Here is a 15,401-nt window from a genome sequence, read left to right as displayed (position 1 = left end):
TTGTCTTGTGGGGTTCGTTGTGCAGAAGCGGCCGAACGGCAGCAGCAGGATTCTAGGTGGCGCCTAAGTACTACCTCTTCTTCTGGCCCAGGTGGGACAGCGGCAGCGCGTGGCTGGACTTGACCTCGCCCAGCGAGAAGCTGGTGTGCAGGTCCTTCACGTTGGGCAGGTTCATCAGGTGCTGGCGGGCGAAGGCCGAGAAGCTGTTCAGGTCCTGCGCCACCACCTGCAGCTCGAAGGTGCCGGTGCCGCTGATGTAGTGGCAGGCCACCACCTCGGGCATCTTGCGGATCGCGTCTTCCAGCTTGCGGGTGGCCTCGTTGCTCACGCGCTCGGTGTCGACCCGCACGAAGGCCAGCACGTCCAGGCCGATCTTGTGGCGGTCGATGTCGGCGTGGTAGCCGCGGATGATGCCGGCGGCCTCCAGCGCGCGCACGCGCCGCCAGCAGGGCGCGGCCGACAGGCCCACGCGCTGCGCCAGCTCGGCATTGGTCAGGCGTGCGTCGGCCTGCAGCTCTTGCAGGATCGCCAGGTCAAACTTGTCGATGCTTTCCACAAGGTGGCATTCTAGGAAAGAAGCTTTCTCAAACAGGTGTTTTCAGGGCACAGAACGCAAACACCTATCTGGCGGGCAGGCATAAACTCCGCGTGCAATCATGGCGGAAGGTGTCCTGACCGGGGCGCCACTTGCGCCCACGCCATGCCCACAAGGCATCAGAGCCACCCACGGAGACCACGAATATGAACGCCCCGCTGCCCGAGCACATCCGCAAGGCGCTAGAGACCGTCACGCTCGACGACAAATACAGCCTCGATTACGGACGTGCCTTCATGAGCGGGGTCCAGGCCCTGGTGAAGCTGCCCATGCTGCAGCGCCAGCGCGACGCGCTGGCCGGCAGGAACACCGCCGGCTTCATCAGCGGCTACCGGGGCTCGCCATTGGGCGGCTACGACCAGGCCCTGTGGAAGGCCAGCAAGTTCCTGAAGAGCCAGAACATCATGTTCCAGCCCGGCGTGAACGAGGAGCTGGCCGCCACCGCCTTGTGGGGCACCCAGCAGATGGGCTTTGCGCCGGCGGGCAGCAACAAGTTCGACGGCGTCTTCGGCATCTGGTACGGCAAGGGCCCGGGCGTGGACCGCTGCTCGGACGTGTTCAAGCATGCCAACATGGCCGGCACCACCCCTTGGGGCGGCGTGATCGCGGTGGCGGGCGACGACCATATCTCCAAGAGCTCGACCGCGGCGCACCAGAGCGACCACATCTTCAAGGCCTGCGGCTCGCCGGTGTTCTTCCCGGTCGACGTGCAGGAAATCCTGGACCTGGGCATTCACGCCTTCGCCATGAGCCGCTTCTCGGGCGTGTGGGCGGGCATGAAGACCATCCAGGAAATCGTCGAGTCCAGCGCCACGGCCATGATCGACCCCGAGCGCGTCGACATCGTCATTCCCACCGACTTCGAGATGCCGCCCGGCGGCCTGCACATCCGCTGGCCCGACCACGCGCTGGAGCAGGAAGCGCGGCTCATGCACTACAAGTGGTATGCGGCCCTGGCCTACATCCGCGCCAACCGGCTGAACCGCAACGTCATCGAAGGTCCCAACGACCGCTTCGGCATCATGGCCAGCGGCAAGGCCTACAACGACACCCGCCAGGCGCTGATCGACCTGGGCCTGGACGACGCCACCTGCCGCCAGCTGGGCATCCGCCTGCAGAAGGTGGGCGTGGTCTGGCCGCTCGAGGCGCAGCTCACCCGCGACTTCGCCACCGGCCTGCAGGAGATCCTGGTGGTGGAGGAAAAGCGCCAGGTCATCGAATACCAGCTCAAGGAAGAGCTCTACAACTGGCGCGCCGACGTGCGCCCCAACGTGCTGGGCAAGTTCAACGAGCTGGAGGGCGACTACTCCGGCGGCGAATGGGCCATGCCCAACCCGACGGCCAACACCCTGCTGCGCGCCAACGCCGACCTGAACCCGGCGCTGATCGCCAAGGCCATCGTCCAGCGCCTGCAGAAGACCGGCATCCTGGAAGCCGCCGGCGCCGACATGAAGGCGCGGTTGGAGTCGCAGATGGCCATCCTGGAGGCCAAGGAGCGCTCCATGCAGGTGCTGACCACCGGCGGGGTGAGCGAGGGCCGCATGCCCTGGTTCTGCTCGGGCTGCCCGCACAACACCAGCACCGTGGTGCCCGAGGGCTCGCGCGCGCTGGGCGGCATCGGCTGCCACTTCATGGCCACCTGGATGGACCGCTCCACCATCGGCTTCACGCAGATGGGCGGCGAGGGCGTGCCGTGGGTGGGCCAGCAGGCCTTCTCCAACGAGAAGCACGTGTTCGCCAACCTGGGCGACGGCACCTACTTCCACAGCGGCCTGCTGGCCATCCGCCAGAGCATCGCCGCGGGCGTGAACATCACCTACAAGATCCTCTACAACGACGCGGTGGCGATGACCGGCGGCCAGACCGTCGGCGAGCGGCCCGAAGGCCATTCGGTGCTGCAGATCGCCGAGAGCCTGCATGCGGAGGGTGCGAAGAAGGTGGTGGTGGTCACCGACGAGCCCGAGAAGTACGACGGCGTGGCCATCCCCGGCGCCTACGGCGGACAGAAGGTGGCCGTGCGCCACCGCGACGAACTGGATGCGATCCAGCGCGAATTCCGCGAGATCGAAGGCACCACCGCCATCATCTACGACCAGACCTGCGCCACCGAGAAGCGCCGCCGCCGCAAGCGCGGCACGATGGTGGACCCGGCGGTGCGCGTGGTCATCAACGACCTGGTGTGCGAAGGCTGCGGCGACTGCAGCGTGCAGAGCAACTGCCTGTCGGTGGAGCCGCTGGAGACCGAGTTCGGCCGCAAGCGCACCATCAACCAGAGCAGCTGCAACAAGGACATGAGCTGCCTGAAGGGCTTCTGCCCCAGCTTCGTCACCGTCGAAGGCGCCAAGCTGAAGAAGAAGGACAAGGCCAAGGTGCCCGCGCCTTCGTCGCTGGGCGCGCTGCCCGAGCCGGCCGTGCCGGCGCTGGCGGCTTCGCAGGTGTGGGGCATCGTGGTGGCGGGCGTGGGCGGCACCGGCGTCATCACCATCGGCCAGTTGCTGGGCATGGCGGCGCACATGGAAGGCAAGGGCATCGTCACGCAGGACGCGGCCGGCCTCGCGCAAAAGGGCGGCGCCACCTGGAGCCACGTGCTCATTGGCGCCACGCAGGGCGACATCCGCACCACCCGCGTGGGCACGGCGGCCGCCGACCTGATCCTGGCGTGCGATCCGCTGGTGGCCGTCAACGCCGAAACCCTGGCGCGCATGCGCGAAGGCCGCACGCATGTGGCCCTCAACAGCCACGGTGCGCCCACGGCCGCCTTCGTGCGCAATGCCAACTGGCAGAACCCGCAGGACGCCTGCGCCGAGGAAATCGCCAGGGCGGTCGGCGAACAGGGCCTGGGTACCTTCGACGCCGACCAGCTGGCCACGGCGCTGATGGGCGACTCCATCTATGTCAACCCGATGATCCTGGGCTACGCCTGGCAGAAGGGCTGGGTGCCGCTGGAGCACGAGTCGCTCATGCGCGCCATCGAGCTCAATGCCGTGGCGGTGGAGAACAACAAGGCCGCCTTCGAATGGGGCCGCCGCGCGGCGCACGACCTGGCGTCGCTGAACAAGATCGCCGCGCCCGGCACGGTGATCGAGTTCAAGAAGCGGGACAGTGTTCAGAGCCTGGTGGCGCGCCGGGTGGAGTTCCTCACCGGCTACCAGAACGCCGCCTACGCCGAGCAGTACCGCACCTTCGTCGAGAAGGTGCGCGAGGCCGAGGCCCAGGCCACCGGCAAGAGCAGCATGGCCGAGGCCGTGGCCCGCTACCTGTTCAAGCTGATGGCCTACAAGGACGAGTACGAGGTGGCCCGCCTGCATGCCGACCCGGCCTTCCTGGCCAAGGTGGCCGGCATGTTCGAGGGCGAGATGGGCAAGGACTTCCAGCTCAACTACCACCTGGCGCCGCCCATCATCGCCAAGCACAACGAGAAGGGCCAGCTGGTCAAGCAGAAGTTCGGCCCGTCCATGCTCAAGGGCTTCAAGCTGCTGGCCAGGCTCAAGGGCCTGCGCGGCACCGCGCTGGACATCTTCGGCCGTACCGAGGAACGCAAGACCGAGCGCGCCCTCATCGGCGAATACCGCGCCAGCATCGAGGAAGTGCTGCGCGGCCTGAATGCCGGCAACCATGCGCTGGCGCTGGAAATCGCCAGCCTGCCCGAGCAGATCCGCGGCTACGGCCATGTGAAGGAGCGCAACCTGGCGGCAGCCCGCGTGCGCTGGAGCGCGCTGATGGAAAAGTGGCGTCATCCCGAGGCCGCCCCTCGGGCGGCGGCTTGACCGGGGGTAAAACCCGGGTACGGGCGCCGGGTTAGCGGGTTTCAGGCCGCGGGGGCCGCCCTACAATGCGCGGTTGATGTGCGCGGGCTCCGGTCCGCGCCGCGTGGCTGCGATCCGAGTGGCAGCCACCTGGAAAAACGCGGGCGACGCCCGCGGCCTGTCGATCCCCTGTTGGAGAACCCCCTTGTTCATTTCTTCCGCCTTCGCACAATCCGCCCCCGCAGCCGGTGGCGACATGATGTCCTCCATCGGCAGCATGCTGCCGCTGCTGCTCATGTTCGTGGTGCTGTACTTCGTCATGATCCGCCCCCAGATGAAGCGCCAGAAAGAAACCCGCAACATGCTGGCCGCGCTGGCCAAGGGCGACGAAGTGGCCACCGCCGGCGGCGTGCTGGGCAAGATCACCGAGCTGGGCGACCAGTACATGACGCTGGAAATCGCCGCCGGCGTCAACGTGCGCGTGCAGCGCAACGCCGTGGTCCAGGTCCTGCCCAAGGGCACCGTCAAGTAAGAAGCAAGCAGTTTTTGTCTTTTGAGGCGGCGGCGGACAACGCCGCCGCGCGAGCGCGATCATGAACCGTTACCCGGTCTGGAAGTACGCGATCATCGTGATCGTGCTGCTGGTGGGGCTCATCTACGCCCTGCCCAATTTCTTCGGTGAAGCGCCTGCGGTGCAGGTGTCGGCCGCCAAATCCACCGTGAAGGTGGACGACAGCACCCGCACCCGCGTGGAGGCGGCCCTGAAGGCCGCCAACCTGCAGCCCGACATGCTCACGCTGGACGGCACCTCGGTGCGGGCCCGCTTCGTCAGCACCGACGACCAGCTCAAGGCCCGCGACGTGTTGCAGCACGCGCTGGTGCCGGACGCAACCGATCCGCCCTACGTGGTCGCGCTGAACCTGGTGTCGCGCTCGCCGAACTGGCTGAAGGCGTTGCACGCCTACCCCATGTACCTCGGCCTGGACCTGCGCGGCGGCGTGCACTTCATGCTGCAGGTCGACATGAAGGGCGCCCTGGACAAGAAGGCCGAGACCATGGCCAGCGACCTGCGCCAGGCGCTGCGCGACAAGGGCATCCGCGGCACCGCGGTGAGCCGCAACGGCCAGACGGTGGAAGTGCGCTTCCGCGACCAGGCTGCTCTTGAAGCCACCCAGCGCATCCTCCAGGACCAGTTCACCGACCTGGCCGCCACCGCGAGCCAGGACGGCGCCGAGTGGAAGCTCGCCGCCACCTTCAAGCCCGAGGCGGCCCGCCGCCTGCAGGACGCGGCGCTCAAGCAGAACATCACCACCCTGCACAACCGGATCAACGAGCTGGGCGTGGCCGAGCCGGTGATCCAGCAGCAGGGCATCGACCGCATCGTGGTGCAGCTGCCCGGCGTGCAGGACACGGCCAAGGCCAAGGACATCCTGGGCCGCACCGCCACGCTCGAGCTGCGCATGGTGGATGAATCGGCCGAGGGCCGCGCCGCCGAAACGGGCAGCGGCCCGGTGCCCTTCGGCTCGGAGAAATTCAACGACCGCGAAGGCCGCACCGTCATCGTCAAGAAGCAGGTGATCATCACCGGCGAGAACCTGACCGACGCGCAGCCCGGCTTCGATTCGCAGACCCAGCAGCCCAAGGTCGACCTGACCGTGGACGCCAAGGGCGGCCGCATCATGCGCGACGTCAGCCGCGAGAACTTCCGCAAGCGCATGGCCATCCTGCTCTTCGAAAAGGGCAAGGGCGAGGTGCTGACGGCGCCCTCGATCAACGGCGAACTGGGCACCCGCTTCCAGATCTCCGGCTCGATGAACGTGGTGGAAGCCAACGACCTGGCCCTGCTGCTGCGCGCCGGCTCGCTGGCCGCCCCGATGGAAATCATCGAGGAAAGCACCATCGGCCCGACGCTGGGCGCCGACAACATCGAGAAGGGCTTCAAGAGCGTCGCCTACGGCTTCCTGGCGATCATGGTCTTCATGTGCGCCTACTACGCGCTGTTCGGCCTGTTCTCCTCGATTGCGCTGGCCGTCAACCTGCTGCTGCTGGTGGCCATCCTGTCGATGCTGCAGGCGACGCTCACGCTGCCTGGCATTGCCGCCATGGCGCTGGCGATCGGCGTGGCCATCGACTCCAACGTGCTGATCAACGAGCGCGTGCGGGAAGAGCTGCGAAACGGCGCCTCGCCGCAGGCGGCGATCCACGCCGGCTACGACCGCGCCTGGGGCACCATCCTGGACTCCAACGTCACCACGCTCATTGCGGGCATCGCGCTGCTGGCCTTCGGCTCGGGGCCGGTGCGCGGCTTTGCCGTCGTGCACTGCATCGGCATCGTCACCTCGATGTTCTCGGCCGTGTTCTTCTCGCGCGGGCTGGTCAACTTCTGGTACGGCCGCAAGAAGAAGCTCAAGAGCGTGTCCATCGGCACCGTGTGGCGGCCTGACACCGCGGCCGTGGTGGAAAACAAGTAAGAAGGGCAGGACGCGCCATGGAATTCTTCCGCATCCACCGCACCATCCCGTTCATGCGCCACGCGCTGGTGCTGAACGCCATCTCGGTCATCACCTTCGTGCTGGCCGTGTTCTTCCTGTTCCACCGCGGGCTGCACCTGTCGGTGGAGTTCACCGGCGGCACGGTCATGGAAGTGGCCTACCAGCAGACGGCCGACCTCGGCAAGGTTCGCGAGGCCATCGGCAAGCTGGGCTTCCAGGATGTGCAGGTGCAGAACTTCGGCACCTCGCGCGACGTGATGATCCGCCTGCCCGCGCAAAAGGGCGTGAGCTCTTCGCAGCAGAGCACGCAGGTGATCGACGCGCTCAAGGCCGTCGATCCGTCGGTTCAACTGCGCCGCAACGAGTTCGTCGGCCCGCAGGTGGGCGACGAGCTCACCACCAACGGGCTGAAGGCCCTGGGCATGGTGGTGGTGGGCATCATGATCTACCTGGCCTTCCGCTTCGAGTGGAAATTCGCCCTGGCCACGGTGCTGGCCAACCTGCACGACGTGGTGATCATCCTGGGCTTCTTCGCCTTCTTCCAGTGGGAGTTCTCGCTGGCGGTGCTGGCGGCGGTGCTGGCGGTGCTGGGCTATTCGGTGAACGAATCGGTGGTTATCTTCGACCGCATCCGCGAGAACTTCCGGCGCTACCGCAAGATGAGCACCGTGGAGATCATCGACAACGCGATCACCTCCACCATCAGCCGCACCATCATCACCCACGGCTCCACGCAGCTGGTGGTGCTGTCGATGTTCTTCTTCGGCGGCCCGACGCTGCACTACTTCGCCCTGGCGCTGACCATCGGCATCCTGTTCGGCATCTACTCTTCCGCCTTCGTGGCCGCCGCCATCGCCATGTGGCTGGGCGTCAAGCGCGAAGACCTGGTCAAGGGTTCCACGAAACGGGACGGCGACCCGGACGACCCGAACGCCGGCGCGGTGGTCTGACCCGCCGTGGGCCGCACGCGACGTTGGGGTTGCCGAGCATGCTGCGATACTTGTGCGGATCGCGCGCGCAGGGCAAGCTCGGCGCTGTCGCCGGTGTCCAGCCGACCTGACCTTCCATGAGCAGCACAGAGCGTTCCAGCGCATCTTCCGTTCAACTCGCGCGCGAGACGCGCGAGCGCTTCGTTGCCGCCACCGAAGGGGTGATCGCGCCCACCGCCCATGCCATCCGCGAGCGGCTCAATTCGCTTTCCTCGCAGGGCGGCAATGCCCGCGAGATGCATCAGAACCGGGACGACTTCGTCGCCTTCGTCGAGCAGGAGTCGCGCTGGGTCAACCTGACCGCCTCGGGCTGGCGCCGGGCGCTGCAGAGCATGCAGTCCACCGGCTCCACGCTGCAGTCGCTCAGCGGCGGCCTGGAACTCATTGGCGACGAGGTGGTGGAGAACAACATCCTGTCGTCCCGCCTGGCGCTGGTGATCCAGGACAAGGCCAGCTTCGAGCTGAACGACCTGCGCCTGCGCATGCAGTACCTCGAGAACACGGGCGAACTCAATGCCAAGGACGTGCTGCGTCCCGAGGTGCTGTCCAAGCTGCTGGTCGACCAGTGGCTGGCGGCCGGCCTCACGCGGGCCCTGTGGACCAAGGTGCAGGACGTGGTGCAGCAGCAGATGCTGGACGTGATCCTGAAGGCCTACAAGGACGCCAACGCGTTCCTGGTGAGCCGGGGCATCATGCCGGAGATCGACCTCAAGGGCTTCGTCAAGCGTGCCCACGGCGCTCCTTCGTCAGTGCCGATGGGCTTCACCGGCCGCGGCATGACGATGGACGCACCGCTGCACGGCGGCGGCGGGTTCGCGCCGGCGGCCATCGGCCTGCAGAACCCGGTCGGCGCCAGCCGGCCCGGTGCCCCGATGGGCGCAGGCGATTTCCCCCTGATCGGCACGCCGCTGATGATTGCGGCCCAGCGGGCGCAGGGCGTGCTGAGCAGCCTCAAGCGCTTCGTCACGGCGCGCATCGGGACCGATTTCGTCGGCGGGAGCAGCGCCATGGCTGCGAATGCGGCCGGCGGCGGCGCGGGCGGCCTGCGCGGCGTCGCGCCGGGTGCCGCGTCCCCGGTATTCGTGCAGGCCATCATGGACGCCGAGGTGGCCTACCGCGCCGCCTCGTCGCAATACGTGGTGGGCGACGAGGCCACGGCCATCCAGCAAAGCGCGGTCGACATGCGCCGCCGCGCGGCCGAGCTGAAGAAAAAGGCCCCCACCACCGCCGACAAGGCCACGGTGGAGATCGTGGCGCTCATGTTCCAGGCCATCCTGGCCGAGGAGCGCATTCCGTTCTCGGCGCGCGTGTGGTTTGCGCGCCTGCAGATGCCGGTGCTGCGGGTGGCCATTGCCGAGCCCGAATTCTTCGGCACGCTGCAGCATCCGGCGCGCATGCTCATCGACCGCATGGGCTCGTGCGTGATGGGCTTCGACGCGGCGGCCATTTCCGGCAGCGCGCTCGAAGGCGAGATCCGCCGCGTGGTGCAGGTCATCGAGCAGTACCCGGAAACCGGCCAGCGCGTGTTCAAGCTGGTGTACGACGAATTCGTCGCCTTCCTCTCCAAGTACCTCACGCAAAGCGATGCCACCCAGCGCCTGATGAGCGTGGCCCAGCAGGTCGAGCAGAAGGAGACGATGGCGATCCAGTACACCATCGAGCTGCGCAAGATGCTCAACGACATCCCGGTGCGCGAGGAGATCCGGGAGTTCCTGTTCAAGGTGTGGGCCGAGGCGCTGGCGCTGGCGGCCCTGCGCTACGGCGCCCAGGACCAGCAGACCGTGACGCTCAAGCGCGCGGCCGCCGACCTGGTGTGGGCGGCCAGCGCCAAGCCCAACCGCAACGACCGCGCCCGCGTCATCCAGGACCTGCCCAACCTGCTGCAGCGCCTGCGCCAGGGCATGGCCCTGCTGGGCATCGAGGGCGATCCGCAGGAGCAGCACATCAAGACCATCGGCCAGACCCTGGCCGACGCCTTCATGTCCAAGACCGACGCCATCCCGTCGGCCCAGATCGACGCCATGGCCAAGCGCCTGGCCAACCTGGAAGATTTCGTCAGCGACGAAGGCGCCACCGACCTGCCGCTGGACGCCGCCAGCATTGAACTGCTGCTGGGCGTGGACGCCGCCTCCATCGAAGTGGTGCCCGATACCGGCGTCAAGGTCAGCGACGAGATGCTGACCTGGGCGCATGAGCTGCAGGTGGGCAACTGGTTCATGCTCGATCACAACAACCGCCCGACGCAGGTGCAGTTCGTGTGGCGCAGCGACCGCAAGCAGCTGCATCTGTTCGCCGCGCCCGGCGGGCGCAGCTTCCTCATCCAGGCTGGCCGCCTGGCCTCCTACCTGCAGGCCGGCCTGCTGGTGCCGGCCGAAGAGGAAACGCTGACGGCGCGCGCCACGCGCGAGGCGCTGGCCAAGCTCGACGCCAACCCGGAGCGCCTGCTCGACTAGCCAGTCGGCTAGTGAGGAAGGCGATCCTCGGGGTCGTCGCAGAGTTCGTCCAGCACCAGCGCATCGGGCTCGATGCCGGTGCTCCAGTGCACCATCAGCAGGATGATCTTCAGCTCTTCCAGCGCGAGCGGATCGCCCGGCGCGGCCATGGCCCGTTCGATGACCACCTCGCGCATGCCCGCAGGCAGGGCCTGCGCGCTGTCCAGGAAGGTCAGGAAGCCCAGGCACTCGGCGCCCAGGTGGTCCTGCTCGGCCACCGAGTACACGCGCATGGCGTCAGGCGACGGATCGAAGGCCAGTTCGGTGGGCGCCAGGGGCGCGCCGACCGTGACGCTGCCGTCGTCCTCGTTGCGCGTGAGCTGGATGCCCTGGGTCGCCAGGCTCAGCCCGTCGAGCCATTGAAGCGCGTCGCGTATGTCCTCGTCCTCGAAGCCGTTGGCACTGAGCTTGCGGCCCAGCTGTTCGGCCTCGGGGCAAGCGTCGCCGCGCCAGTAGTTTTCGTAAACGAACACAAGCACGTCATACATGGGCCCAATATACCGGAGTGACGTTTCGAGGCAATCGGTATCAGGCGTGATCGACGCGTTGAAACAACCCTCCCGGCAGGCGTGCCACCTCGCCGGACAACTCCAGCTCCAGCAACTGCGCCTGCAGCTGCGCGGCCGGCCAGCCTGTGCGGGCCACCAGGGCGTCGAGGCTGACGGGATCGTGCCCTATGGCGGCGAGCAATGGCGCTTCCTCGCGGGCGGCCTGTGCATCGGCGCAAGCGGCCTGTTTCACCTGTGCGGTTTCGACGCGCAGGTCCAGGTCCTCGAAGATGTCCTTCGCCGTCTCGACCAGCTTGGCACCCTGGCGGATCAGCGCATGGCAGCCGCGCGACTGCGGCGCATGGATGGAGCCGGGGATGGCGAACACCTCCTTGCCCTGCTCGACGGCCAGCCGTGCGGTGATCAGCGAGCCCGATTGCAGCGCGGCCTCCACCACCAGCGTGCCGCGCGTGAGCCCGGCGATGATCCGGTTGCGCTTCGGAAAATTCTGCGTGAGCGGCGGCGTGCCCAGCGGCAGCTCGCTCACCAGCAGGCCCTGCTGGGCGATGCGGTGCGCCAGTTGCCGATGCCGCGCGGGGTAGACCCGGTCGAGCCCGGTGCCGACGACCGCGACTGTGGCCACGAAGGACGCGTTGCCGGCGGCGCCCTCCAGCGCGCCCTCGTGCGCCGCGCCGTCGATGCCCAGCGCCATGCCTGACACCACCGTCACGCCGGCTTCCGCCAGTGCACGGCCGAAGGCGCGCGCATTGCCGGCGCCCTGCGGCGTGGGATTGCGGCTGCCCACCACCGCGAGGCTGCGCCCGAGTTGGGACAGGTCGAACTGTTCCGGACCCATCAGGTAGAGCAGCAGGGGTGGATCGGCCGTCTCGAGCAGCGAGGCGGGGTAGCCGGCGTCGGCCAGCGTCAGGATGCGGTGCCGCCCAGGTGCCGCCTGCAGCCATTGCCAGGTCTGCTCGGTGAGCAGTTCCAGCTCCGGCGGTTGCTCGGTCAGCGCATTGGCCTGGGCCTGCGACACCACCTGCAGCAGCGCGGCGCGCGGCTGCGCGAAGACCGCCTCAGGCAGCCCGAAGGCCGCCAGCAGCTTGCGGGATGAACCGTCGCCGACCCCGGGGGTCAGCGTCAGTCGCAGCCAGTGTTGAAGTTCGTCGCGGGAAAAGGAACCCAAGGAAAGGTGAATTGATGTGCCTACGGATTGACCAGCAGGTCACCGGCTTTCGGCACATCGCTGATCTCGAGGACCAGAGCGTACGACACCTTTTCGAAGGGACGGAACACCATCAGCAATCCGATGCGCTCATTGGGCAATTTGAGCGTTTCCTTGCCGCCGTTGGTGCGGTCGGTGATGACCTCGCCATTTTTCAGGATGGCCAGGACGTTGCCGCTTTCGATGCCGTCGCGCAGCCCCTTGTTGATGGCCACCACCTGGTTCTGCGCCGCAAAGGTCACGGCGTTGCCGTACACCGAGATGATGCGCCCGCCATCCATCGGGCCGGCCGGTGCGCGCGGCACATAGCTCACCAGCTGGCGCGGCGGCTCGGGCAGCAGGCGGTCGCCGGCGCGGACCTCTTCCTTGGCCGAGATGAGGTCGATGGTGGCCGGCACGACGTTGGTCACCATCTTGCCGTCCTGCATCTGCGATTCCATCGACTGGCTGCGCTGCAGTTGCGCGCGGCCCAGGTACTGCGCCTCGTAGCCCAGCACCTCGCCGGTGGCCGGGTCGACCAGCGGCGTGGCATTGCGGAACACGCGGAACTGCTTGATCGGGCCGGACTGCTCGATCAGCTCGCCCTCGGCGCCGCCGATGGCATAGGCGCGGTCGCCGCGGGCCAGCAGCACATGGTTGTCGTTGCCCGCCACGATGCGCGGCGCATTGGCCAGCGTGTTTTCGTCCACCACGACCGGCTCGCTCAGGAAGGGCTCGATCAGGCTGGGCTTGAGCGTGGGCAGGGCCATGCCGGCCAGCGACTCGTAGCGCGTGCGCGGCGACAGCTTGATGGTGCCGCCCGAGCCGCTGCCGGCGCGGGTCGACAGGCGCGCGCGCCCATCGGTCTTGTCCAGGTACAGAACCTGGCCGGGGTAGATCAGGTGCGGATTCTTGATGTCCGCCATGTTCATGCCCCACAGCTCCGGCCAGCGCCAGGGCCGGCGCAGGTACATGCCGGAAATGCCCCACAGCGTGTCGCCGCGCCTGACGGTGTATTCGTCCGGCGCGCCGGGAGCCAGCTCGCTCACGGGGATGCCCGCCTGGGACGTGGCCTGGGCGGTGGCGCGCTGCTGCGGGGTGATGGGGTACTTCTGCGCATGGGCCGCCTGCACGCCGGCGCCGAGCACTGCCAGCGCCGCAAGGCAGGCCAGCAGGTTCGGGCGCGAGCGTGGTCGAGAAAGGCGGCCGGAGCCGGAGCTGAATGTCTTCATGGCTGGGATGATGTGCATGCGCTGGGCAGGGCTGCCCTTCGAACAAATCCTCACAATTTGCAACGAATTCTGCGCTGAAGCCCTTGAGGGGGCAACGTTTATCGCCCTCGGCAGGCGCGTCAACCCCTGGAAGTGGCGAAAATAGCGACAACCTGCAGTTTTTCCATGGCGAAACGAAACATTCTTAGTTACCCCGATCCGCGCCTGCACACGGTGGCCAAGCCGGTGCAGGCGATCGACCAGCGCATCAAGACGCTGGCGGCGGACATGCTCGAGACCATGTACGCGGCCAACGGCATCGGCCTGGCCGCGACCCAGATCGACGTGCACGAACGCGTGGTCGTCATCGACACCTCCGAAGAGCGGGACGAGCCGCTGGTGCTCATCAACCCCGAGATCACCTGGGCCAGCGACGAGAAGGTGGTGAACGAGGAAGGCTGCCTGTCGGTGCCCGGCATCTACGACGGCGTGGAGCGCTCCACCTTGGTCAAGGTCAAGGCGCTGGACGCCGAGGGCCGCGAGCAGAACATCGAGGCCGAGGGCCTGCTGGCGGTGTGCATCCAGCACGAGCTGGACCACCTGCTGGGCAAGGTGTTCGTCGAATACCTGTCGCCGCTCAAGCGCAACCGCATCAAGAGCAAGCTGCTCAAGCAGCAGCGCGAAGACCAGCGCGACGCGCGCCGGGCCTGACCGGAGCCAAGCCATGACCACTCGCCTGCGCCTTGCTTCCACGCTGGTCGTTGCGGCCGCCCTGGCGGTGCTGGCCGGCTGCGCGAGCGACCCTTACAACGTTCCGCTGGGCGCCACCCGCACCGAGGTGATGCAGCGCGTCGGTGCGCCGACGGCGGTGTATCCGCTGCCGCAAGGCGGAGAGCGCCTGCAGTACTCACGCGCGCCGATGGGCTTCGAGGTCAACAACGTCGACCTGGATGCCAACGGGCGCGTGGTGTCGGTGATCCAGGAGATGGACGAGCGCTACTTCGCGCAGACCATCCTGATCGACAGGTGGCGCGTGGAAGACGTGGTGCGCACCTACGGCCGGCCGTACGAAATCACGCAGGTGTCCTCGTTCAACGGCAACGTCTGGTCGTGGCGCTACCTGCAGATCAACAACCCGCGCTTCCTGTACATCTACATCGATCCGCAGGGCGTCGTGCGGCGCTACCACGTGGGTGACGATCTTCGCTACGACGAGCGTCGGTTCCGCTGGTGAGAGTCGTTTTCGCAGGCACGCCGGAGTTCGCACGCACGGCGCTGGAAGCCATTGCCGCCGCCGGCGGCTTCGACGTCGTGCTGGTGCTCACGCAGCCCGACCGGCCCGCCGGCCGCGGCATGAAACTGCAGGCCTCGCCCGTCAAGCAATGCGCGCTGGCGCACGGCTGGCCGGTGGCGCAGCCGCGCAGCCTGCGGCTGGACGGCAAATACCCTGAGGCGGCCGCGGCGCGCGAGGCCCTGCTGGCCGCGCAGGCCGATGTCATGGTGGTGGCGGCCTACGGGCTCATCCTGCCGCAGTGGGTGCTCGACACGCCGCGCCTGGGCTGCCTCAACATCCATGCGTCGCTGCTGCCCAGGTGGCGCGGCGCAGCGCCCATCCACCGCGCCATCGAGGCGGGCGATGCGCAGACCGGCGTGACCATCATGCAGATGGACGCAGGCCTGGACACCGGCGACATGCTGCTCGAAGAGCGGCTGGACATCGGCGACGACAGCACCGCGCGCCTGCACGACCGCCTGGCCGGCATGGGCGGGCGGCTCATCGTCGATGCGCTGCGCGCGGCGCAGGCGGGCCAGCTGCAGCCGGTGAAGCAGCCGGCCGAGGGCATCACCTACGCGCACAAGATCGAGAAGCACGAGGCGAAGATCGACTGGACCCAGCCGGCCGAAGTGCTCGTGCGCCGCGTGCGCGCCTTCGATCCTTTTCCCGGTGCGAGCAGCGCTGTTGGCGGCGAGGTCATCAAGCTCTGGGCCGCCCATGTGCAGGCGGACGAGGCGGGCGCCGCCCCCGGCACCGTGCTGGAGGCCTCGCCCCAGGGCATCGTGGTGGCCACCGGCCGCGGGCGCCTGGTGGCCACCGAACTGCAGCGCCCCGGCGGCAAGCGCCTGCCGGCGGCAGAATTTCTGCGCGGCTTCGAGTTGAAGGCCGGACAGGTCTTCGAGAACTGA

The 15,401-nt window shown here is 67.7% G+C and carries 12 protein-coding genes; 8 read left to right on the top strand and 4 right to left on the bottom strand.

Going from position 1 to position 15,401, the window contains the following annotated elements:
• Positions 1-70 precede the first annotated feature (70 nt).
• Positions 71-556: an Lrp/AsnC family transcriptional regulator gene (locus VSO01S_RS11765; protein ID WP_068642541.1), complete on the bottom strand. Its 486-nt coding sequence runs from the start codon at positions 554-556 to the stop codon at positions 71-73.
• A gap of 185 nt (positions 557-741) precedes the next feature.
• Between VSO01S_RS11765 and VSO01S_RS11760 the strand changes: the two genes are divergently transcribed.
• The 5 genes from VSO01S_RS11760 (at position 742) to VSO01S_RS11740 (ending at position 10,275) form a co-directional block, all read left to right on the top strand.
• Positions 742-4,362 (top strand): indolepyruvate ferredoxin oxidoreductase family protein, encoded by a 3,621-nt coding sequence (locus VSO01S_RS11760; RefSeq protein ID WP_068642539.1) that lies wholly within the window; start codon positions 742-744, stop codon positions 4,360-4,362.
• 184 nt (positions 4,363-4,546) lie between these two features.
• Positions 4,547-4,873 carry a preprotein translocase subunit YajC gene (yajC, locus tag VSO01S_RS11755; protein WP_068642537.1) on the top strand — a complete coding sequence of 109 codons (327 nt, stop codon included), beginning with the start codon at positions 4,547-4,549 and terminating at the stop codon, positions 4,871-4,873.
• Positions 4,874-4,934: 61 nt separating this feature from the next.
• Complete coding sequence (secD, locus tag VSO01S_RS11750) at positions 4,935-6,812, top strand: protein translocase subunit SecD (protein ID WP_068642535.1); 1,878 nt, start codon at positions 4,935-4,937, stop codon at positions 6,810-6,812.
• A gap of 17 nt (positions 6,813-6,829) precedes the next feature.
• A complete protein-coding gene (secF, locus tag VSO01S_RS11745) occupies positions 6,830-7,783 on the top strand; it encodes a protein translocase subunit SecF (protein WP_068642533.1) in 954 nt (317 codons plus the stop codon).
• 116 nt (positions 7,784-7,899) lie between these two features.
• On the top strand, positions 7,900-10,275 hold the full coding sequence (locus VSO01S_RS11740) for a DUF1631 family protein (protein ID WP_068642531.1): 2,376 nt from the start codon (positions 7,900-7,902) through the stop codon (positions 10,273-10,275).
• A gap of 8 nt (positions 10,276-10,283) precedes the next feature.
• Here the strand turns inward: VSO01S_RS11740 and VSO01S_RS11735 are convergent, their stop codons facing one another.
• From VSO01S_RS11735 to VSO01S_RS11725, 3 genes are read right to left on the bottom strand one after another with little or no spacing between them, the layout of a single operon-like run.
• On the bottom strand, positions 10,284-10,802 hold the full coding sequence (locus VSO01S_RS11735; protein WP_068642529.1) for a Smg family protein: 519 nt from the start codon (positions 10,800-10,802) through the stop codon (positions 10,284-10,286).
• A 40-nt stretch (positions 10,803-10,842) separates the two neighbouring features.
• Positions 10,843-11,988: a DNA-processing protein DprA gene (gene dprA, locus VSO01S_RS11730; protein WP_068642527.1), complete on the bottom strand. Its 1,146-nt coding sequence runs from the start codon at positions 11,986-11,988 to the stop codon at positions 10,843-10,845.
• A gap of 20 nt (positions 11,989-12,008) precedes the next feature.
• Positions 12,009-13,238, bottom strand: a complete 1,230-nt coding sequence (locus tag VSO01S_RS11725; RefSeq protein ID WP_068642525.1) for a LysM peptidoglycan-binding domain-containing protein — start codon at positions 13,236-13,238, stop codon at positions 12,009-12,011.
• A 165-nt stretch (positions 13,239-13,403) separates the two neighbouring features.
• On the opposite strand from VSO01S_RS11725, the gene def reads away from it, so the two are divergent.
• From def to fmt, 3 genes are read left to right on the top strand one after another with little or no spacing between them, the layout of a single operon-like run.
• Positions 13,404-13,928, top strand: coding sequence for a peptide deformylase (gene def, locus VSO01S_RS11720; RefSeq protein ID WP_068642523.1), 525 nt, complete (start codon positions 13,404-13,406; stop codon positions 13,926-13,928).
• 13 nt (positions 13,929-13,941) lie between these two features.
• Positions 13,942-14,451, top strand: coding sequence for a hypothetical protein (locus VSO01S_RS11715; RefSeq protein ID WP_068642521.1), 510 nt, complete (start codon positions 13,942-13,944; stop codon positions 14,449-14,451).
• Positions 14,448-15,401 carry a methionyl-tRNA formyltransferase gene (gene fmt / locus VSO01S_RS11710; protein ID WP_068642519.1) on the top strand — a complete coding sequence of 318 codons (954 nt, stop codon included), beginning with the start codon at positions 14,448-14,450 and terminating at the stop codon, positions 15,399-15,401. Before VSO01S_RS11715 ends, fmt begins: the two co-directional genes overlap by 4 nt.

This window comes from Variovorax soli NBRC 106424 (assembly GCF_001591385.1).
Taxonomy (GTDB): domain Bacteria; phylum Pseudomonadota; class Gammaproteobacteria; order Burkholderiales; family Burkholderiaceae_C; genus Variovorax; species Variovorax soli.
The sequence above is the reverse complement of the archived record's forward strand: the minus strand, read 5'-3'. Positions and strand labels throughout refer to the sequence as shown.

Bases quoted from the DNA above. Each gene is read 5' to 3' on its own strand.
- secF (WP_068642533.1), top strand. From the start codon at position 6,830: ATGGAATTCTTCCGCATCCACCGCACCATCCCGTTCATGCGCCACGCG.
- VSO01S_RS11735 (WP_068642529.1), bottom strand. From the start codon at position 10,802: ATGTATGACGTGCTTGTGTTCGTTTACGAAAACTACTGGCGCGGCGAC.
- def (WP_068642523.1), top strand. From the start codon at position 13,404: ATGGCGAAACGAAACATTCTTAGTTACCCCGATCCGCGCCTGCACACG.
- VSO01S_RS11715 (WP_068642521.1), top strand. From the start codon at position 13,942: ATGACCACTCGCCTGCGCCTTGCTTCCACGCTGGTCGTTGCGGCCGCC.
- VSO01S_RS11740 (WP_068642531.1), top strand. From the start codon at position 7,900: ATGAGCAGCACAGAGCGTTCCAGCGCATCTTCCGTTCAACTCGCGCGC.
- VSO01S_RS11760 (WP_068642539.1), top strand. From the start codon at position 742: ATGAACGCCCCGCTGCCCGAGCACATCCGCAAGGCGCTAGAGACCGTC.
- VSO01S_RS11725 (WP_068642525.1), bottom strand. From the start codon at position 13,238: ATGAAGACATTCAGCTCCGGCTCCGGCCGCCTTTCTCGACCACGCTCG.
- secD (WP_068642535.1), top strand. From the start codon at position 4,935: ATGAACCGTTACCCGGTCTGGAAGTACGCGATCATCGTGATCGTGCTG.